This is a genomic window from Burkholderia sp. BCC1047 (assembly GCF_902833155.1).
GTDB classification, from domain to species: Bacteria; Pseudomonadota; Gammaproteobacteria; order Burkholderiales; family Burkholderiaceae; genus Burkholderia; species Burkholderia sola.
In genome coordinates, this window is sequence record NZ_CADFEH010000012.1 from 115,445 (window position 1) to 134,833 (window position 19,389).

Sequence of the window (19,389 nt, forward strand, 5' to 3'; positions counted from 1 at the left end):
GTAGTAGGCGGGCACGGACGTTGCTGCCTGGCCTGCATTGATCGGACGAGTGCCGATGAAAAGTGAACGGCGCGATCCCCGGAGGCATCGCGCCGTTCACTTTTCATCGGCCGTCGACCGCGTCGCGCAGGAACGCGTCGAGCATCGCCACGTCGCCCCACGGCCGCTTGTATTCGCGATCGTGTTCGGCATCGGCGAGCATCGTCTCGACCAGCGCGTGGATCGCCGGTCGGCGCGGCCCGTATTCGCTTTCGTTCGCGCTCATCTTCAGCGCGAGCAACGCGTCGAGCTCCGCACGCACCGCCGGCTCGTGCACGGTCCCGTCGACGAGATCCGCGAAACGCATCGGCGGCATGCCGAGCCCCATGTCGATCCAGCGCACCGCGAGCAGCGGCCGCAGCACGTACAGGTACTTCTTGTAACGCACCGTGTCGCCTTGCAGATAGCCGCGAAAATTCTTCTTCGCCATCGCGAGGTAGTGATGACGCCCTCGTACCGGCGAGAAGAATGCCGATGCCAGCGACCTGAGCCGCGGCGCCCAGCGCGCATCTTCGCGATACACGACGGGCGAGTCGAGCCATTCGAGCAGCGTCGGGTTCGAGCGGCGCAGCAGTTGCAGCGCCTTGCGCAATTCCCAGCCGCTGACGTCGAGCTCGTCGTCGAGCGGCCGCTCGATCACGTCGCGTTGCTGTTCGACGCTCAAGTACCAGTCGCGCCGGTGTGCGTACACGAAGCGTACGTCGTAATCGCTGTCCGGCGACGCGAATCCCCAGCCGCGGCTGCCCGATTCGCACGCGAACAGCACGCTTACGTCATGGCGGCGCTCGACTTCCGCGAGCTCCGCCATCACGCGCGCCCGCACCGTCGGATCGATCGGATGCGCGCTGCGCACGGTCGTCATTGTCTTGTCGGTTTTCATTGTTGTCGTTTCCTTTTCGTTGTGCGCGGCCGCTGGCCATCGGCCGCACACTGCGCTATCCCTTCACACACACCACCTGGCGCAGCGTATGCACCACTTCGACGAGGCTGCGCTGGGCCGCCATCACCGCGTCGATGTCCTTGTAGGCCATCGGGATTTCATCGACGACACCCGCGTCCTTCCGGCATTCGACGCCCTGCGTCGCCTTCGCCTGATCGTCGGCCGTGAAGCGGCGCTTCGCTGCGGTGCGGCTCATCGTCCGGCCCGCACCGTGGCTGCACGAGCAGAAGCTTTCCGGATTGCCGAGCCCGCGCACGATGAAGCTCTTCGCACCCATCGAGCCCGGGATGATCCCGAGCTGCCCCTTCTGCGCGGACACCGCACCCTTGCGCGTGACGAGCACGTCTTCGCCGAAGTGCCGTTCGCGCTGCACGTAGTTGTGGTGGCAGTTCACCGCGTGCTCGTCGACCGTGAACGGTGTGCCGATCACGCCGCGCGCCGCGCCGATCACCGCGTCCATCATCGCCTGCCGGTTGCGTCGCGCGTAGTCCTGCGCCCAGCCGACCGCCTCGACGTAATCGTCGAAGTGCCGGCTGCCTTCGGTGAAATACGCGAGATTGCGGTCCGGCAGGTTCGCGATGTGCTGGCGCATGTCGGCCTGCGCGAGTTCGATGAACAGGCTGCCGATCGCATTGCCGACGCCACGCGAGCCGCTGTGCAGCATGAACCACACGCGGTCCGCTTCGTCGATGCACACTTCGATGAAGTGATTGCCGGTGCCGAGCGTGCCGAGATGCGCATAGTGGTTCGTCTTTTCCAGCTTCGGATACTTGTCGACGATCCGCTGGAAGCCCGGTTGCAGCGACTTCCACGCGTCGGTCACGGCGGCCGGCGTGCGATCGCCCCATGCGCCCGGATCGCGGCGGCCCGGCGCGCGGCCGTGCGGCACCGCGCGCTCGATCGCGCTGCGCAGCCCACCCAGCGAATCCGGCAGGTCGGACGCCGTCAGCGTCGTGCGCGCGGCCATCATCCCGCAGCCGATGTCGACGCCGACCGCGGCCGGAATGATCGCGCCCTTCGTCGGAATCACGCTGCCGATCGTCGAGCCCTTGCCGAGGTGCACGTCCGGCATCACCGCGACGTGGCCGAAGATGAACGGCATCTGCGCGGTGTTGCGCAGTTGCGCGCGCGCTTCCTCTTCGACGGCGACGCCTTGCGTCCACATCTTCACCGGCTTGCCGTTCGCCAGTTCCATCACCTGATATTCCATGTCTGTCAATTGCTTCACCTGATTCATTTCGGGGTCCGGCGCGATACACGTGCACCGCACCGGCTCCTGCATTACGCGCCCTTGATGCTGACGAGTCCGTTCAGCACCTGGTCGAGACCACCGAACACCGAGATGCGGTCGATCCGTTCCGCGACGCGCTCGAGCGTTTCCAGCTCCTTGAGCCGCAGCGCGGTCGGGTTCTCTTCCATCACCTTCGCGGTGTTCAGCAGCGAACGCGTGGCCGCCGTTTCCTCGCGGCGGCGAATCACGTTCGCCTGCGCGGACTTCTCCGCTTCGACCACCTGCGCGAGGATCGTCTTCATGTCGCCCGGCAGCACGATATCCTTCACGCCGACGCTGCGCACGTCCACGCCCGAATCGTCGAGACGGGCGCGTACTTGCGCAATCACGACGTCGTCGAGCGACTGCTTGTCCTCCAGCAGCTCGTCGAGCGAGCGCGTGCCGACCGCCGAACGCAGCGCGAACTGCAGTTCGCGATACAGGTGTTCGACCGGCTTCTGCAACTGGCCGAACGCGTGCAGCACGTCCGCATAGCACCACGTCGCCGACAGGTTCAGCCGCAGCGCGACCTTGTCGCGCGTCAGGATTTCCTGCCCGCCGACTTCGATCGCCTGCAAGCGCAGATCGACGAGTTCGACCGCGACGTCGCGGTTGAAGCGCCAGAACGCCGACGTACCCGCGTCCAGCAACCGCTCGATCTTGCCGTCGATCTTCAGTACACCGACGTGGTACGCCGGCACCTGCGCCAGCAGCACGCCCGTGAGCCCCGCCACGCCGCGCGCACGCAGCGACGGTTGCGCGATGCGCTTCACGAGCGCGGCGGGCAGCATGCTGTCCGCCGCGAGATCGATGCGCTCCAGCCGATGCGCGGTCAGGCCGCGCCAGTACAGCCGGCGCGTGCCGGGCGCCAGAATCTCGACCAGCACGTCGTCTTCGTAGCGCAGGCCGGCTTCGTCGTCGGCGAGATCCATCGCGACGAAATGCTGCGCGAGCACATCCTGTGCGTCGTGACGCAGGTAATCGGCCAGCGCTTCGTCGGCGAGCGGCGCATCGAGACGCGCGGTCTGCACCGACAGGCGCTTGAACGGATCGACGGCCTTGAACACACCCGGTTCCAGCACCTTCACGAAATCGCCTTCGCTCATCAGCAGCGCGCGTTCGTTCTTTTTTACGACATGTCGCATCCACATATTCTTGTCCTTTTCTTCAATGGCCGCCGGATGACGCGCATCGTGCGGATCGCGGTGCGACGCAACCGGGCGGGCGGCGCGCTGGCCCGACGTCGAAGTGCACGGCGACGCATCCTGCATCGCGTCGTCGTGCGCCTTCGCGCGGGCCGTGCGGCCGCCCGGCCGATCGCGCGGAACCGCAACCGGTCCGACGCGCGGCGGGCCTTGCGGCCCGCACCGGCGGGTACTGCTTTCATACGAGACCGTCCTTGCGGACAGCGTTCGAGCGGGATTCGAACCCGCCACCGGCCGGCTTTCGCCGGCTGCTCCACCTGACTGAGCTTCCGAACAATGGGGCGCCCCGGGATTCGAACCCGGGCGAAGCATCCTGGCGCGCGCCCCTTTGCCTTCGTCTGTCCATGGCGGCATGCGCTGCCGCGACGAACGAGGTTCGGCGGCGGCGCACCAGCAGGGCTTGTTGAACCCTGGCTCGTGGGCCAGCGGGACATCCGGCGCCTTCTATTTAGCGAGGAGCGTGCCAGTCCGGGCGTGGGCTTTCGTGGAATTTCCCAGAGGATTGAAAATAAAGGGAATTTTTTATTTGGCGCGGCCCGGTGGCAACGCTCGTTGCACCGCGCCGCCATGAATATCCGATACAATCGGATCGCTTCTTATCTCATGAGATAAACATGCGCAAAACCGTCGCGATCGGTTTTCTCGGCACCGTGCTCGACCAGGGCGGCCGCGCGCCGCGCCGTTACCGCAAATGGCGGCCGACGATTTCGCTGTGCGAGCAGCCCGGTCTGCCGATCGACCGGCTCGAACTGCTGCATTCGCTGGACTACACGCGTCTCGCCAACCAGGTGCGGGACGATCTCGCGCGCGTGTCGCCGCACACCGACGTGCGGCTCACGCCGGTCACGATCCACGATCCGTGGGATTTCGAGGAGGTCTATGCGACGCTGCACGATTACGCACGCGCGTATCCGTTCGACCTCGAGCACGAGGATTACCTGATCCACATCACGACCGGCACGCACGTCGCGCAGATCTGCTGGTTCCTGCTGGCGGAAGCGCGCTACCTGCCCGCGCGTCTCGTGCAGACGGGGCCGCCGCAGCGGACGGACGAAGGGCCGAGCGGGCCGGGCACGATCTCGGTGATCGATCTCGACCTGTCGCGCTACAACCGGATCGCGCAGCGCTTCACGCGCGAGCGCGACGAAACGGTGTCGTTCCTGAAGGCCGGCATCGCGACGCGCAACGCGCGTTTCAACGCGCTGATCGAGCAACTCGAGCGCGTGGCCGTGCGGTCGCGCGCGCCGATGCTGCTGGTCGGGCCGACGGGGGCCGGCAAGTCGTTTCTCGCGAAGCGCGTGTACGAACTGAAGCGCGGCCGGCACCGGCTCGCGGGGCCGTTCATCGAGGTCAACTGCGCGACGCTGCGCGGCGACGCGGCGATGTCGACGCTGTTCGGTCACGTGAAAGGCGCGTTCACGGGCGCGCAGTCGGCGCGCGCGGGGCTGCTGCGCGCAGCGGACGGCGGGCTGCTGTTTCTCGACGAGATCGGCGAACTCGGGCTCGACGAACAGGCGATGCTGCTGAAGGCGATCGAGGAAAAGCGCTTCCTGCCGGTGGGCGCGGACATCGAGGCGAGCAGCGATTTCGAGCTGATCGCGGGCACGCACCGCGACTTGCGGCAGATGGTGGCGGCCGGTACGTTCCGCGAGGATCTCTACGCGCGGATCAATCTGTGGACCTACGAACTGCCGGGGCTCGCCGAGCGCCGCGAGGACATCGAGCCGAACCTCGAATTCGAGCTCGACCGTTTCGGCCGCGAGCAGGGCGAGCAGGTGCGGTTCAACGTGGAGGCGAAGCGGCGCTATCTCGCGTTCGCGGCATCGCCGCGCGCGACGTGGGCCGGCAACTTCCGCGAACTGTCGGCCTCGGTCACGCGGATGGCGACGCTTGCCGATGCGGGGCGGATTACCGAGGCGCTCGCCGAGCAGGAAGTCGAGCGGCTGACGCGCACGTGGTCGTCGCCGGGTGGTGCGGGGGCGTCCGATGCATGCGTCGACGCGGTATTCGGTGCGCGGGCGGCGGAGCTCGACCTGTTCGACCGCGCGCAGCTCGAACGCGTGCTCGACGTGTGTCGCACGTCGGCGAGCCTGTCGGAAGCCGGGCGCACGCTGTTCGCGGTGTCGCGGCAGAGCAAGAAGCAGCCGAACGATGCGGACCGATTGCGCAAGTATCTCGCGCGGTTCGGGCTCGATTGGGACGGGGTGCGGCGCGCGCTCGACGGCGTGTGATGACGAGAGGGGCGCGTGATGTCTGCGCTGCGCCCGTTACGCGCGGCAGATCGCGATGATCTCCGCGCTGGTCGCCTCGTCGAACGGGGCACGGTCCCAATCGCCGCACCAGTCGGCCGACGCGAAGCCGGCCGCCGTCACGCGGGCCTGCAATTCGGATCGAGCGATGAAACGCAGCCGGCTCGTATTCGTCAGCACCGTATCGTCGCGACGGAAGCGGTAGTGGGTGTCGAACGTCACGATCGCGCCGTCGATCGCCCGCACCGCGTGATGGAGATCGACGATGCCGAATGCGTGCGACTCGACGCTGCGTGCCGACTGCGCGGGCGTCCATGCGCGCCACGGTTCGCTGCGCGGGTTGCGGGTGTCGAACAGGAAGCGGCCGCCATCGGCGAGCACGCGTCGCACGCCGCGCAGCGTCGCATCGATGTCGTCGTCGGTCAGCAGGCACTGGAACGCGTGCCCGGTCATCGCGACCGCATCGAACGGCGCGCCGGGCGGCAGGCCGTCGAGCGCGCACGCGAGCCAGCGTACCGCGTCGGCACCCGGCTGGCGCCGCGCGTAATCGATCATCGCCGGTGCGGGATCGATCGCGACGACGTCATGCCCGGCTGCCGCGAGCCGTCGCGCGAACGTGCCGGTGCCGCAGCCGAGATCGAGGATGCGTTGCCCGGCGGCGCCGATCGCGGCCGCGTAGAACGCGAAGTCCCGATCGCCCGCGTTGAACACGTCGTACACCGCGACGAGGCACGGGTCGGTGTAGAGCAGGTCCGCGTCGGCGCGCGTCATGCGGCCGCGCGCATCAGCGCTGCTGCACGGCCACGCGCAGCCCGAGCGCGATGAAGATCGAGCCGATGATCTTGCCCTGCCAGCGCGTGAGCCACGTGAGCTGCTTCACGATGCGGCCGAGCGGGCGGATCGAGCACGCGATCAACGTCGTGTAGAGCGAACTGAGCACGACGAAGATCAGCCCGAGCACCGCGAACTGCACGAACGTCGAACCGCGCTCCGGATGCACGAACTGCGGCATGAACGCGAGAAAGAACAGCGCGGTTTTCGGATTCAGCACTTCGGCGGGAATCGCCTGCAGGTACGCCCTGAGCGGCGTGACGGGCGACACCTGCGGCAGCGACGGGTCGGCTGCCTTATCGAGCAGCGCGCGCACGCCGAGATAGATCAGGTACGCGGCGCCGGCCAGCTTCACGACGTTGAACGCGAGTGCCGATGTCATCAGCAGCGCGGACAGCCCCACGGCCGCGAACAGCGTATGCACGAAGTCGCCGCTCGCGACGCCGAGGCCGGTCAGGATGCCGGTCTTGCGGCCGCCCTGCACGGTGCGGCTCAGCACGAGCAGCACGGCGGGGCCGGGGATCAGGAACAGGCCCAGAACGACGGCCGTGAAGGTGGTCAGCGTGGTCAGGTCGAACATGGCGGCTCCGGCAGGGTGGCGCAGCGGCAGGGGATCGGCGCATTGTATTCGGTTCGGCGCGCGGCCGCAGACGGCCGTTTCGAACGGCGCGGCCGCGCCGGCGCCTTTCTGGTATAAGCACGACAGGGCGCGCCCGCGTCCGGCCTTCTTCACAGCCCGTCGTTCCATGCGCGACCTTCCACCGATCACCGATCCCGCCGCGGACGCCGACGTCTATCACGTGCCGCGTCCGCTCGTCGTGTTCGGCGGCTCGGTCGTCGAGCCCGAATGGCGGCTCGAGCGGCACAGCCATCGTCAGGCGCAACTGCTCTACACGTTGAGCGGCGTCGTCTATTGCGAGATCGACGGCGGCGTGTGGACTGCGCCGCCGCAATGCACGGTCTGGATTCCGGGCGATGTCCCGCATGCGGCGCGCGGCTCGGCCGGCGCGACTTTCTACGCGGTACTGGTCGAACCCGACGCGGCGCTCGAGCTGCCCACGCGCTGCTGCACGCTGGCCATGTCGCCGCTGTTGCGCGAACTGCTGCTGAAGGCGGCCAGCTTCCCGAATCTGTACGACGTCGACGGGCCGCAGGGGCGGCTGGTGGCGACGCTGCTCGACGAACTCGTCGCGGCGCCGGTCGAGGATCTGTACCTGCCGATGCCGGCCGACCGCCGGCTGCGCAAGCTGATCGACCATCTGCTCGACGATCCGGCCGACAAGTCGCCGCTGGCCGAACTCGCGCGGCGCGCGGGCATCAGCGAGCGCAGCCTCACGCGGCTCGCGACGAAGGAACTCGGGATGAGCCTTGGCGACTGGCGCCGTCGGCTGCACGTCGCGCTGTCGCTGCGGATGCTGACGACCGGCCGCCGCGTGCATCAGATCGCCATCGATCTCGGCTACGAGAGCGCGAGCAGTTTCGTCACGATGTTCCGCAAGGCGACCGGCAAGTCGCCGACGCAATACCTGACCGACCGGCAACGCTGAACGCCTACGCTGCGCGCTCGCGCACGTTTGGCCGGATTGAAAAAGCAGTTGGCCGGGATGAGAAATGACGCATCGGGTCTCGATCCATAAGATGAGAATCGTTCTCATCTGGAGGTCGACATGCAAATCGTCACGACTGAATTCCCGTTTGTCTGGCTGCGTTACAGCGGCTCGACCCACACTGATCCCGTCCGCCTGATTGCCGAACTCGACGCGCTGCTCGCGCGCCGCGAACGCTTCGTCTTGCTGACCGACGATGCCCCGTCCGGCGACGATCGCGCGGACAACGATCACGAGATGCGCAAACAGCTTGCGAAGTGGAGCAAGGCCAACCGTGCGCTGTCGCGCGAACGGATCCCCGGGATGATCGCGATCGAGCCCAACGCGGCGCGGCGCGTGGCGCTCAATGCCTTTTCGGGCGCCTTCGAGAAGGTCTGGGGCTATCCGCTGAACGCGGCGGCGAGCCGCGACGACGCACTGGCGCTCGCGCAACGGCTGCTCGCCGAACCGGCGCCCGGCGTCGCGGCGGCCAACGCCTGACCCGACCGATGGCCGCGCGGGTCGCGCGGCTTGCGTCGACATCGACATCGACATCGATATTGACACGCACGCACGGTGCGCGAACGCGCGCCGCGGCATATCGTAACCACGCAGAGGTGTTGGGTGGACAATCCGATCCGCGCGATGCGCATCTTCACGCGCATCGTCGAAATGAACAGTTTCACGCGCGCGGCGCAGGCGCTCGGCATTTCGCGCGCCACCGCGACGCGCACCGTGCAGGAACTCGAAGCGGCGCTCGGCATGCCGCTGCTGGTGCGCACGACGCGCGCGTTGCGGGCGACGCCTGAAGGTGATGCGTATTACCGGCGCTGCGTCAGCATCACGGCGGACGTCGACGAGCTCGAAGCGAGCATCCGCGGCGCCGCGCTGCATCCGAGCGGGCCGTTGCGCGTCGAATTGCCGGCGTCGGTGGCGGGCGCGATCGTGTTGCCGGCGCTCGGCGAATTTCATGCACGGCATCCCGATCTCGAACTGATGCTCGCCATGGCCGGGCGCGCGGGCGATCGCATCGGCGACGCGATCGACTGCAGCGTCCGGCTCGGTGCGCTGCCCGATTCGTCGCTCGTCGCACGCCGGCTCGGCTCGCTCGAGCGCGTGACGTGCGCGAGCCCCGCGTATCTCGACCGCTTCGGCGTGCCACGCACGCCCGACGATCTGGACGCGCATCGCGCGGTAGCCGGGTCGCACGTGTTCGGCCAGCGTCTGGCCGAGCTCGAATTCGTGCTGGACGATGCGGTGCGCAAGGTGCAACTCGACGGCATCGTCAGCGTGGACGACGAGCAAGCGTATCTCGCCTGCGGCGTGCACGGCCTCGGGCTGATCCAGCCGACGCGAGTCGCCGCGCAGCCGCTGATCGACGCGGGGCGGTTGCGGGAAGTGCTGCCGTGTTGGCAACCCGACGCGCTCGCGGTGTCGGCCGTCTATGTGAAGCGCCCGCATGTGTCGCCCGGCGTGCGGGCGTTCGTCGACTGGATCGCGGAGCGCTTCGTGCAGGCCGGGCATGAGCAGGCGGGACTGGCGGCGGCGGGGGCGGTGGGGTGGCGGCCGGCGCTGCCGGGTGCAGTCGCTGCCGGCGATCGCTACAGCGGGCTGGTGGCGGTGGCCTGACGGCGGTATGCGGACGGTAAGTCGTCAAGCGGTTGCGAGGCGGAAGGCGCTGGCCATCCGATCCGTATCGGAGGATGTAAATATTTTGGCGATTTAGCATGAAATTCGCCGGAATATTTACATCGTATGCCGCGGGGCCAGCAGTGCAGCGGCATACGGAGAGGCGCAGGCGTGCGCATGCCCGCAGCACCGACAGCCGACCCGCATGGTGTGCGGAATACCCGCCTTACACCACCCTAAACCGCCCCAATTCTTCCGCCAGGAAATCGACGAACGCGCGAATCCGCGCGGACATCTGGTGACGCTGCGCATACACCGCGTAGATGTCGGCGCTCGGCGTTTCGTGCTCGGGCAGCACGACGACCAGCCTGCCGTCGGCGAGATAGTCGCGCAGATCCCATTCCGCGCGCATCAGGATTCCGTGCCCGTCGAGCGCCCACTTCACCGCGATCTCGCCGTCGTTCGTCGTCAGGTTGCCGTTGATCCGCACGGCTTCCGTGTGGCGGGCCGCGCCGCGTCCGCTCGTCAGGCGCCACACGCCGTAGCCCTCGTCGCCCTGCCGGATGCCGATGCAGTTGTGCCGCGTCAGGTCGTGCGGCGTGCCGGGCGTCCCATGCCGCGCGAGATACGCGGGCGCCGCGCACAACAGCCGGCGGTTCGGCGCGAGCCGCCGCGCGACGACGCGCGTATCGGGCGGTTCGCCGAAGCGGATGCACACGTCGAACGCGTCGTCCGTGAGCGGCGGCGGCATCACCGACAACTGCAGCTGCACCGATACCTCCGGATAGCGCGCGACGAAGCGCGAGATCGCCGGGCCGACGTGGCTGCGCCCGAAACCGAGCGTCGCGTTCACGCGCAGCAGGCCTTTCGGCCGCTGCTTCGCGCTGCCGAGCAGCTCGCCGAGTTCGTCCATCTGGTCAAGGATCCGGCGCGCGTACTCCAGATACACGTCGCCTTCCGGCGTCAGCATCATCCGCCGCGTCGTGCGGTTGACGAGCGTCACGCCTGCGCGCCGCTCCATCTGCGTGAGCCGCTTGCTGACGGCCGCCGCGGTCAGCCCGAGTTCGCGCGCGGCCGCGCTGAGGCTGCCCGACGCGGCCAGCGTCGAAAAGAAGCCGAGATCGGCCGGCTGGACGGTATCCGCCATGACGGGATTCATGAATTGAAGTTAAAGATGCTTTGAGTATAGCCCCGGTTTCTGTACTTCCGGTTCGGTAAAGTGCGTTCACGCTCACGATCAATCGAGGATGTCCGCATGAAGACCTACCGTATCGCAACGATTCCCGGTGACGGCATCGGCAAGGAAGTCGTGCCGGCCGGCAAGCAAGTGCTGGAAGCGCTGGCCCGCGGCAGCGACCGCTTTGCGTTCGCGTTCGAGGATTTCGACTGGGGCGCCGACTACTACCGCCGGCACGGCGCGATGATGCCGGCCGACGGCCTCGACGCGCTGCGCGGCAAGGATGCGATCCTGTTCGGCTCCGCGGGCGACCCGGACGTACCCGACCACGTGACGTTGTGGGGCCTGCGCCTGAAGATCTGCCAGGGCTTCGACCAGTACGCGAACGTGCGCCCGACGCGCATCCTGCCGGGCATCGACGCGCCGCTGAAACGCTGCGGGCCGGACGACCTGAACTGGGTGATCGTCCGCGAGAACTCCGAAGGCGAATACGCGGGCGTCGGCGGCCGCGTGCACCAGGGCCATCCGATCGAGGCCGCGACCGACGTGTCGATCCTCACGCGCGCCGGCGTCGAACGCATCATGCGTTTCGCGTTCCGGCTCGCGCAGTCGCGGCCGCGCAAGCTGCTGACCGTGATCACGAAGAGCAACGCGCAGCGGCATGCGATGGTGATGTGGGACGAGATCGCAAAGCAGATCGCGCAGGAATTCCCCGACGTGACGTGGGACAAGGAACTCGTCGACGCGGCGACCGCGCGCATGGTCAACCGCCCGGCGTCGCTCGACACGATCGTCGCGACCAACCTGCACGCGGACATCCTCAGCGATCTCGCCGCCGCGCTCGCGGGCAGCCTCGGCATCGCGCCCACCGGCAACATCGATCCCGAGCGCCGCTATCCGTCGATGTTCGAGCCGATCCACGGCTCCGCGTTCGACATCATGGGCAAGGGACTCGCGAATCCGGTCGGCACGTTCTGGTCGGTCGTGATGCTGCTCGAACATCTCGGCGAGGCGGATGCCGCCGCGCGCGTGATGCACGCGATCGAGGCCGTGACGGCCGACCCATCGCTGCACACGCGCGACCTCGGCGGCAGCGCGACGACCGCGCAGGTGACGGCGGCCGTCTGCGAGCGCGTCGCGAGCGCGACGGTCGCGGCCTGACACCGGCGACGCGGTGACGGCCGCGCGTGCGCGCAGCCGAGCGCCGCCCGCTCGCTTCACTTACGCATTTTCAGCCCGCGACTCGCGCATGCGACGCGAGCCGGGCGCCGGCCGGCGTTCGAGGTCCATCGACCGACGGCGCACGGCCCGACCTCGAAGGAGGAGACACATGCAAGCGGATCTGGAAACCCGCGTCGCGCGGAAACTGATGTGGCGCATCATTCCGTTCGTGATGCTGCTTTACTTCGTCAGCTTTCTCGATCGCGTGAACGTCGGCTTTGCCGCGATGACGATGAACAAGGCGATCGGCCTGTCGCCGACCGCGTTCGGGTTCGGCGGCGGCCTGTTCTTCATCGGCTACTTTCTGTTCGAAGTGCCAAGCAACCTGATTCTCCATCGCGTCGGCGCACGCATCTGGATCGCGCGCGTGATGATCACGTGGGGGATCGTGTCGGCGGTGTCCGCGTTCGCGGCCGGGCCGACGAGCTTCTACGTGCTGCGCTTTCTGCTCGGCATCGCGGAAGCCGGCTTCTTCCCCGGCATCATCCTGTACCTGAGCCTGTGGTTTCCCGCGAAGCAGCGCGCGGTGGCCGCCGCGTGGTTCATGGCGGCCGCGCCGATCTCGACCGCGATCGGTTCGCCGCTGTCGGGCGCGATCATGCAGATGCCGCCGATGTTCGGGCTCGCCGACTGGCAGATGCTGTACATCGTCGAAGCGCTGCCGGCGGTCGTGCTCGGCTTCGTCGTGCTGAAGCGCCTGACCGATGCGCCGTCGCAGGCGACGTGGCTGCAGGCCGACGAACGCGACTGGCTGATCGCGAAGCTGAAAGCGGAAGCGGACGCGCGCCACACGCATGCCGGGCACACGGCCGGCGCGTGGCAGGCGCTGCGCGACCCGCGCGTGCTGGCGCTCGCGCTGATCTACTTCGGCACGTCGGCGGGGCTCTATACGCTCGGCCTGTGGGCGCCGCTGATGGTCAAGCAGTTCGGTTTCACCGCGTTGCAGACGGGCCTGCTGACCGGCATTCCGAGCATCGCCGCCGTGGTCGCGATGATCGTGTGGGCGCGGCACTCGGATCGCACCGGCGAGCGCACGTGGCACGTCGTGATTCCGTGCGTGCTGGCCTGCATCGGCTTCGTGTTCGCGGGGCAGGCGAGCACTGCGTTGCTGACCGTGCTCGCGCTGGTCGTCGTCAACATCGGGATCAGTGCCGCGAAGGCGCCGCTGTGGGCGATGCCGAGCGCGTTCCTGTCGGGGGCCGGCGCGGCGGCGGGGATCGCGATGATCAACTCGATCGGCAACCTCGGTGGGTTCGTCGGGCCGTTCGCGATCGGCTGGTTGAAGCACGTGACGGGCGGGTATGCGGCGGGGCTGTATGTGGTCGCGGGGACGCTCGCGGTGTCGGCGGTGGTTACGTTGATGTTGAGCCGGAAGGGCGCGCGCGAGCGGGTCGTGCCGGGCGTACGGCAGCATCATTGAGCGTGGTGCGCGTCCGCGGACGTGCATACGGTGCGCTGACGACGGCGCACGACCGAAGCAGCCGCGTCAATGCGCGGGAAGGGCCGCGCGGCGAGCGATTTCCGTCGCGCACACGTCGGCCGACGCGTTCGACGTATCGATCACGCAATCGCTGAACGCACGCGACGCATATCCTTCGCGATACATCTGCGCGATCCGTTGCCGCTCCCAATCCGTCAGTGCACGCGTGCCGCGATTCGATGCCGCGACCGCTTCGGGCGGTGCCAGCGTGACGACGAACAATCGTGCATCGCGTACATCGCACGCCGCGCGCAGCCGCTCGAATTCCGCCTCGCCGATTGGATAGGCGATTACGACGTGGCGTTCGCGCGCTTGCGCGACCTGCGTGACCAGTCGCTCCAGCGCAATGGCCCATTGCACGTCGAACGGCGCATCTTCAGGCGCGTCGTGATCGTCGCCGTCGATGAAGCGCGCGTCGGGCAGCACGCGTGCGAGTGCGCGGCCGATCGTCGTCTTGCCGCTGTTGATCGGGCCGTTCAGATGGATGACGGTGAGTGGCGGGTTTGTCGATGTAGAGGGCATGAGGAGCGGGATGGATCGGACGCCTTCATTGTGCCTCGACGTGAAATCAATTTGTAATGTCGACTCCGAAGCGATTAGAGAAATTATTCGATAAAGCACCCTAAAGAAAGGCGTGGCCCCGCCGTTACTCTTCCTCGGTATCTCAAAAAAGTATGACGAAAGCAGTACGACCACACGACCAAAAAACCGAGGGCGCGCGGCCGGCGAAGCCGTGCGCGGGATCAGAATGGGATGCACCGATTCAATGGGGCGCGCAGGCAGCGGGGGCTGGCGCGCGCTGTGCCTTTGCCTTGCCGTAACGGGACTGCTGCCGCATTGCGCCGCCGCCGCGGGGATCGTCCCGGACGGCGGTACGCCCACGAGCGTGTCGGTCGGGCCGAATGGCCGGCAGCTCGTCAATCTTGCGCCGGCGGTCGCCGGCGTATCGAGCAACACGTATTCGTCGTTCAACGTGACGACCGCCGGCGCGACGCTGAACAACGCCGGCATCAACGCGCGCACGATCGTCAACCAGGTGACGAGCACGAACCGCAGCTTGATCGAAGGCGAGATCGCCGTGGCGGGGCCGCGCGCGAACGTCGTGCTTGCGAATCCGAACGGCATCACGGTCAACGGCGGATCGTTCGTCAATACGGGGCACGTCGCGTTGTCGACCGGCAACGTGAGCTTCAACGACCTGCAGATCGCCCCCGGCGTGATCCAGCGCAACATCGTGCTCGATACGTCGACCGGCACGATCGTCGTCGGTCCGGGCGGCCTGGCCGGCGCGCTGATCGGGCTGGATCTGATCGCGAAGAACATCGTCGTCGGCGGCGCGATCAATAACACGTTTTCGTCGGCGACGGCCGGCGTGCGCCTGCTGGCCGGACGCAGCCGTGTCGAGCTGAACACGGGGCTGTCGCCGAACGACAACGCCAACGACTGGCTCTCGCGTACCGCGACGACCCAGCCGGACACCGCATCGTCCTACGCGATCGACATCACCGCCGCAGGCAGCGTGACGAGCGGGCGCGTGCAGTTGATCGTCACGGACCGCGGCCCCGGCGTGCGCAGCGCCGGCGCGATGAATGCGTCGCTGGGGGATTTCACGTTGACGTCGAACGGCAACGTCGAGATGTCCAATGCGAAGATCGACGTCGCGCGAGACCTCGACGTCACCGTGCAAGGCGGCATGACGCTGACCGACACCGACCTGAAGTCGCGCGGCGGCCACGCGAACGTGTCGGCAGCCGATGCGATCGCGCTGACGGGCAGCAGCCTGATGGCGTCGGGCAGCGTCAAGCTCAATGGCGCGGGCATCGCGCTGAATCCCGACGACGCGATGAAGGGCGCCACCGTGGCATCGTCGCAAAGCGGCGTGGTGCTCAAGAGCGCGGCGGACATCGTGAATGTCGGATCGCTGGTGCAAGGGCAGACCGCGATCGACGCGGACTCGGATTCGGCGGGCGCGGTGACGCTGAACGCGGCGGGCCGCATCCTGAACCAGTCGCTGCCGCAGACGCGAATCGGCATCCTGTTCGGCGTTCAGGGCGACGTGTCGCTGACCGCGGGCGCCGATGTCGTCAACCGGAATGCACGGATCCTGTCGAACCGGAGCGTGTCGATCGACGCGGGCGGAGATCTGCAGAACATCGTCGACCACAGCACCGGCGTGCAGAACGGTGCGGTGGTCGGCTTCTCCGAGCAGGGCGGCCGCTTCCTGTTCTTCAAGCATCGTAGCGACGGCTTCACCGTCGACTATGGCGCGCTGGCCGACGCATCGAAACTCGCGTACATCACGGCCGATGCGGGCAACGTGACCGTGCGCGCCGCGAACGTGACGAATATCGGCGGATCGATCCTGTCGAATGGCGGCGCGATCGACATCGCCGCGCGCGACAACATCCTCACGCAAGCCGTTTTCACCGGGCAGGCAGCGTACCGGCGCTCGTGTTTCGTGTTCTGCCGCGCGAGCGCATCGTCGAACGTGCAGGCGTTCGGCGGCGTGATCGAGGCCAACGCCGACATCCAGCTGAAAGCCGGTGCGCAGATCACGAACACGGGCGGGACCGTGCTCGCGCTCGGCGCATTGACGCTCGACGCGCCGAAGACGCTGGCGCAGGGCGTGCCGGGCTACACGGTGATCAACCGCGACCACGACCTGAAAGCGTGGTTCGGCAATCGTTGGGCGGCGATCTATGCGGCCGATACCGGTGGCGTGTTTACCGGCGGAACCGGCAAGGTACGCCTGACCGGCGAGGCCGACATCGAAGGCGGCGCGTACAGCGCGCCCGAAGGTGTGCTCGCCGCGGGTGGCGTCGTGACGATCCGGCCGCCGCATCGCGATCTCGTGACGATCGGCAACCGCAATCATATGGGCCTCGTGTCGTGGTTCGGCCTGTGATGTCGCACAAGGACTACCGCATCGCCGCCGCGCTCGCGTTGACGATCGGCGCAATGTCGCCGTGCGCGCATGCACAGCTCGCGGGCGGGCCGCCGGCCGGCGCGCTTCCGGGCCTCGGCGCGCTGCCGGCCGGGCTCGCGGTGCCGCGTGCGGAACAGGATCCCGCGCAGCGTCTGCTGCAGGAGCAGCGCGACCGCCAGCGCCGCGACGAGATCGCGCAGCCGCCGGCGCAGATCGCGGTGCCCGAGCAGCCGGCGATGCCCGACCTGCCGCCGGGCGCCGACGTCGACACGCTGCCGGACGTCGCGCCGACGTTCCTGATCGAGCGGATCGAATTCACCGGCGACGCGATCCTCGGGCAGCGCGAACTGGACCGTATCGCGGCGCCGTTCATCGGCAAGCAACTCGGGCGCAACCGGATCAACCTGCTGCTGCGCCGGCTGACCGAAGCGTTCATTTCGCGCGGCTACATCACGACGCGTGCGTACCTCGGGCCGCAGAATCTCGCGTCCGGCACGCTGAAGATCAATCTCGTTCCCGGCCGCGTGGCCGCGTTGACGCTGAACGGCAAGCCGTTGAGGCCGCGCGATCCCGACGAGCACTGGTACGAAGTGCGCGGCGGCGGGTGGCTGACCGAAGCCGGCACGGCATGGGCGTTCGCGAGCACGCCGGGCGACGTGCTGCGTCTGCCCGATCTGGAGCAGGGCGTCGACCAGATCAACCGGTTGCGGCGCAATCAGGCCGAAATCCGCATTCTCCCCGGCGAAGCGCCGGGCGATTCGATCGTCGCGATCTCGAACCGCTACGGCGACCGTCTTCATTACGATTTCGGCATCGACAACTACGGCAGTTCGCAGACGGGCACGACGCGCTATCGCGCCGGTGTCGAAGCCGACAACGTGATCGGACTGCAGGAATCGCTGTCGTTCAGCTACGTCGGGACGACCGACACGAACGCGGTCGTGTTTTCGGCGGCGGTGCCGTACGGCTACCAGACTTTCAGCTACACGGCGTCGATGTCCGAGTACCAGCAGGCGATTGGCGACGTCGCGCTGATCGCGGGGCGCACGTTCAGCCAGATGCTCGGCTGGAACGACGTGCTGATGCGTTCGCCGCGCGGGCGCATGAGCATCGACGTGACGCTCAACAAGCTGCGCACCGAGCGCGATCTCAACGGCATTCCGTTGTCGCCGCAGAACCTGACGGTGTTGCGGGTCGCGCTGAACGGGCTGTCCCGCTTCGTCATGCGCGATCAGGGCGCAGCCGCGACCTGGGATGTCGGCGTGTCGCAGGGTTTGCCTTGGCTGGCGGCCAACCACGATGCGTCGGACATCGGCATCGACGACGCGCACAGCCAGTTCACGAAGCTCGACGCCACCGGCACGCTGCAGTTCACGCTCGGCAATTTCGCCGGTTCGATCTGGGCGTATCGCGGCACGCTTCGCGCGCAGTACAGCCGCGTCGCGCTGTTCGGCAACGAGCAGATCTTTCTGGGCGGCATGGGTTCGGTGCGCGGGTTTACCGAAGGCGGGATCGCGGGCGACAGCGGCGCATTCGTGCGCAACGAGCTGGCCTGGCAGAACGTGCCGGCGTGGCACGACGCGCGCATCGAACCGTACGTGTTTCTGGATGGCGGCAAGACGCACCTGAACGCGCAGGGCGGCTGGCCGTCGCTCGTCGGCACGGGCGTCGGCACGCGCGCGCAATGGCGTTTGAAAGGCGGGACGCTGTCGACCGAAGTGCTGGTCGGGCAGGCGCTCGCGCAACCGGCCGCACTCGGCAAGAAGGCCAGCGTGTTGCTGGCAACACTCAACTGGACGGACTGATGGAGAACTTCATGAATCGCCTGTCGAACGGTCGCGAGATCGCGATGCAACCCAACCTGTCGGCGCGGATTCGCAAGATCGGCGTCGCGCTCGTCGCGGCGATGCTGTGCGGCGCTGTCGCCCCACACGCGTACGCGGTCCCCAAGGCGGCGAAGAAGCCTGCCGATGCGACCGCCGCGATGCCGGCCGATGCGATCGCGAGCGTGAACGGCGTGCCGATCCTGCAAGCGCAGGTCGACGAAGCCGTGCGTGCGTCGAAGGCGCCCGATACGCCGGCGCTGCGCGCGGCGCTGAAGAACCAGCTGATCGCGCGCGAGCTGTTTCGACAGGCGGCGCTCAAGCAGCACTACGACACGAAGCCGCAGGTCGTTGCCGCCGTCGAGCAGGCGAAGGCGCTCGCGATGACGCAGGCGTACCTGCGCGATCAGGTCAAGCCGGCGCCCGTCACGGACGCGGACGTCAAGGCGCGCTACGACGCGGTTGTCGCGACGCTCGGCGAGAACGAATACAAGCCGAGCGTGATCGCGGTCAACGATGCGGACACCGCGAAGCAGATTCTCTCGCGGCTCAAGAAAGGCGAGGACTTCGGCGGGCTCGCGCGGCAGTTCAGCAAGGGGCCGGCCGCGGCGCAAGGTGGCGCGCTGAACTGGATCTCGTTCAAGACGCCGATCGAAGCAGGCCACACGCAGAACTGGCCGCAGCCGCTCGCCGAAGCGCTCGTGAAACTGCCGCAGGGCGGGCTGACGCGCGAACCCGTGCAGGTTGGCGACGCGTACTGGATCGTGCGTGCCGACGACAAGCGCCCGACGCAGGTGCCGCCGTTCGACCAGGCGAAAGACACGCTGCGGCAACAACTCGAGCAGGTCGCGATAGAGAAGGCGACCGCGCAGGTCGTGGCGGATCTGATCCGCAACGCGCGGATCCAGCAGTAAGCGGCAAGCAGCAAGCCGCCAGTAGCAGCGTCGGGCAGCCACCCGGCGAACACGCATGCGATGCCGGGCGGGGAAACCCGGCATTGCTCGGCGCCACGG

At 67.7% G+C, this 19,389-nt stretch carries 16 protein-coding genes and 1 tRNA gene; 9 read left to right on the forward strand and 8 right to left on the reverse strand.

Annotated elements, in window-relative coordinates; translation table 11 throughout:
- Positions 1-103: 103 nt before the first annotated feature.
- From HWX55_RS15060 to HWX55_RS15075, 4 genes are all read right to left on the reverse strand, one after another.
- A complete protein-coding gene (locus HWX55_RS15060) occupies positions 104-919 on the reverse strand; it encodes a nucleotidyltransferase domain-containing protein (RefSeq protein WP_175976279.1) in 816 nt (271 codons plus the stop codon).
- Between the two features lie 55 nt (positions 920-974).
- Entirely contained in the window at positions 975-2,174 is a 1,200-nt protein-coding gene (locus HWX55_RS15065; protein ID WP_279612684.1) for an RtcB family protein, read from the reverse strand.
- Positions 2,175-2,260: 86 nt separating this feature from the next.
- Positions 2,261-3,400, reverse strand: a complete 1,140-nt coding sequence (locus tag HWX55_RS15070; RefSeq protein ID WP_175976280.1) for a slipin family protein — start codon at positions 3,398-3,400, stop codon at positions 2,261-2,263.
- Positions 3,401-3,657: 257 nt separating this feature from the next.
- A tRNA-Phe gene (locus HWX55_RS15075) sits at positions 3,658-3,730 on the reverse strand.
- A 338-nt stretch (positions 3,731-4,068) separates the two neighbouring features.
- On the opposite strand from HWX55_RS15075, the gene rtcR reads away from it, so the two are divergent.
- The gene (rtcR, locus tag HWX55_RS15080) at positions 4,069-5,685 is read left to right on the forward strand and encodes an RNA repair transcriptional activator RtcR (protein ID WP_175976281.1); all 1,617 of its coding nucleotides are present in this window, start codon (positions 4,069-4,071) and stop codon (positions 5,683-5,685) included.
- A gap of 36 nt (positions 5,686-5,721) precedes the next feature.
- On the opposite strand, the gene HWX55_RS15085 is transcribed toward rtcR, so the two are convergent.
- Entirely contained in the window at positions 5,722-6,474 is a 753-nt protein-coding gene (locus tag HWX55_RS15085) for a class I SAM-dependent methyltransferase (protein ID WP_175976282.1), read from the reverse strand.
- A 13-nt stretch (positions 6,475-6,487) separates the two neighbouring features.
- The gene (locus HWX55_RS15090) at positions 6,488-7,114 is read right to left on the reverse strand and encodes a LysE family translocator (RefSeq protein ID WP_175976283.1); all 627 of its coding nucleotides are present in this window, start codon (positions 7,112-7,114) and stop codon (positions 6,488-6,490) included.
- Between the two features lie 166 nt (positions 7,115-7,280).
- Between HWX55_RS15090 and HWX55_RS15095 the strand changes: the two genes are divergently transcribed.
- The 3 genes from HWX55_RS15095 (at position 7,281) to HWX55_RS15105 (ending at position 9,749) form a co-directional block, all read left to right on the forward strand.
- Positions 7,281-8,081 (forward strand): helix-turn-helix transcriptional regulator, encoded by an 801-nt coding sequence (locus tag HWX55_RS15095; RefSeq protein WP_124595472.1) that lies wholly within the window; start codon positions 7,281-7,283, stop codon positions 8,079-8,081.
- A 120-nt stretch (positions 8,082-8,201) separates the two neighbouring features.
- Complete coding sequence (locus HWX55_RS15100; protein WP_175976284.1) at positions 8,202-8,621, forward strand: ATP--cob(I)alamin adenosyltransferase; 420 nt, start codon at positions 8,202-8,204, stop codon at positions 8,619-8,621.
- A gap of 123 nt (positions 8,622-8,744) precedes the next feature.
- Complete coding sequence (locus tag HWX55_RS15105) at positions 8,745-9,749, forward strand: LysR family transcriptional regulator (protein ID WP_175976285.1); 1,005 nt, start codon at positions 8,745-8,747, stop codon at positions 9,747-9,749.
- Between the two features lie 226 nt (positions 9,750-9,975).
- Here HWX55_RS15105 and HWX55_RS15110 read toward each other — a convergent pair whose 3' ends face one another.
- The gene (locus HWX55_RS15110) at positions 9,976-10,896 is read right to left on the reverse strand and encodes a LysR substrate-binding domain-containing protein (protein WP_175976286.1); all 921 of its coding nucleotides are present in this window, start codon (positions 10,894-10,896) and stop codon (positions 9,976-9,978) included.
- Between the two features lie 108 nt (positions 10,897-11,004).
- Here HWX55_RS15110 and HWX55_RS15115 point away from each other — a divergent pair, with 108 nt between their 5' ends.
- Both HWX55_RS15115 and HWX55_RS15120 read left to right on the forward strand, forming a co-directional pair.
- The gene (locus HWX55_RS15115) at positions 11,005-12,087 is read left to right on the forward strand and encodes a tartrate dehydrogenase (protein ID WP_175976287.1); all 1,083 of its coding nucleotides are present in this window, start codon (positions 11,005-11,007) and stop codon (positions 12,085-12,087) included.
- A gap of 169 nt (positions 12,088-12,256) precedes the next feature.
- Complete coding sequence (locus HWX55_RS15120; RefSeq protein ID WP_175976288.1) at positions 12,257-13,567, forward strand: MFS transporter; 1,311 nt, start codon at positions 12,257-12,259, stop codon at positions 13,565-13,567.
- 66 nt (positions 13,568-13,633) lie between these two features.
- Here HWX55_RS15120 and HWX55_RS15125 read toward each other — a convergent pair whose 3' ends face one another.
- Entirely contained in the window at positions 13,634-14,149 is a 516-nt protein-coding gene (locus HWX55_RS15125; RefSeq protein WP_175976322.1) for a shikimate kinase, read from the reverse strand.
- Between the two features lie 244 nt (positions 14,150-14,393).
- On the opposite strand from HWX55_RS15125, the gene HWX55_RS15130 reads away from it, so the two are divergent.
- The 3 genes from HWX55_RS15130 to HWX55_RS15140 are packed head-to-tail and all read left to right on the forward strand — an operon-like array spanning position 14,394 to position 19,290.
- Positions 14,394-16,532 (forward strand): filamentous hemagglutinin N-terminal domain-containing protein, encoded by a 2,139-nt coding sequence (locus HWX55_RS15130; protein WP_244140578.1) that lies wholly within the window; start codon positions 14,394-14,396, stop codon positions 16,530-16,532.
- Positions 16,532-18,358 (forward strand): ShlB/FhaC/HecB family hemolysin secretion/activation protein, encoded by a 1,827-nt coding sequence (locus HWX55_RS15135; RefSeq protein WP_175976289.1) that lies wholly within the window; start codon positions 16,532-16,534, stop codon positions 18,356-18,358. Before HWX55_RS15130 ends, HWX55_RS15135 begins: the two co-directional genes overlap by 1 nt.
- Before the next feature lie 11 nt (positions 18,359-18,369).
- On the forward strand, positions 18,370-19,290 hold the full coding sequence (locus HWX55_RS15140; protein WP_175976290.1) for a peptidyl-prolyl cis-trans isomerase: 921 nt from the start codon (positions 18,370-18,372) through the stop codon (positions 19,288-19,290).
- Positions 19,291-19,389: the final 99 nt, after the last annotated feature.

Bases quoted from the DNA above. Each gene is read 5' to 3' on its own strand.
- HWX55_RS15085 (WP_175976282.1), bottom strand. From the start codon at position 6,474: ATGACGCGCGCCGACGCGGACCTGCTCTACACCGACCCGTGCCTCGTC.
- HWX55_RS15115 (WP_175976287.1), top strand. From the start codon at position 11,005: ATGAAGACCTACCGTATCGCAACGATTCCCGGTGACGGCATCGGCAAG.
- HWX55_RS15060 (WP_175976279.1), bottom strand. From the start codon at position 919: ATGAAAACCGACAAGACAATGACGACCGTGCGCAGCGCGCATCCGATC.
- HWX55_RS15135 (WP_175976289.1), top strand. From the start codon at position 16,532: ATGTCGCACAAGGACTACCGCATCGCCGCCGCGCTCGCGTTGACGATC.
- HWX55_RS15140 (WP_175976290.1), top strand. From the start codon at position 18,370: ATGAATCGCCTGTCGAACGGTCGCGAGATCGCGATGCAACCCAACCTG.
- HWX55_RS15065 (WP_279612684.1), bottom strand. From the start codon at position 2,174: ATGGAACTGGCGAACGGCAAGCCGGTGAAGATGTGGACGCAAGGCGTC.
- HWX55_RS15125 (WP_175976322.1), bottom strand. From the start codon at position 14,149: ATGCCCTCTACATCGACAAACCCGCCACTCACCGTCATCCATCTGAAC.
- HWX55_RS15070 (WP_175976280.1), bottom strand. From the start codon at position 3,400: ATGTGGATGCGACATGTCGTAAAAAAGAACGAACGCGCGCTGCTGATG.
- HWX55_RS15110 (WP_175976286.1), bottom strand. From the start codon at position 10,896: ATGGCGGATACCGTCCAGCCGGCCGATCTCGGCTTCTTTTCGACGCTG.
- rtcR (WP_175976281.1), top strand. From the start codon at position 4,069: ATGCGCAAAACCGTCGCGATCGGTTTTCTCGGCACCGTGCTCGACCAG.
- HWX55_RS15090 (WP_175976283.1), bottom strand. From the start codon at position 7,114: ATGTTCGACCTGACCACGCTGACCACCTTCACGGCCGTCGTTCTGGGC.
- HWX55_RS15100 (WP_175976284.1), top strand. From the start codon at position 8,202: ATGCAAATCGTCACGACTGAATTCCCGTTTGTCTGGCTGCGTTACAGC.
- HWX55_RS15095 (WP_124595472.1), top strand. From the start codon at position 7,281: ATGCGCGACCTTCCACCGATCACCGATCCCGCCGCGGACGCCGACGTC.
- HWX55_RS15130 (WP_244140578.1), top strand. From the start codon at position 14,394: ATGGGGCGCGCAGGCAGCGGGGGCTGGCGCGCGCTGTGCCTTTGCCTT.
- HWX55_RS15120 (WP_175976288.1), top strand. From the start codon at position 12,257: ATGCAAGCGGATCTGGAAACCCGCGTCGCGCGGAAACTGATGTGGCGC.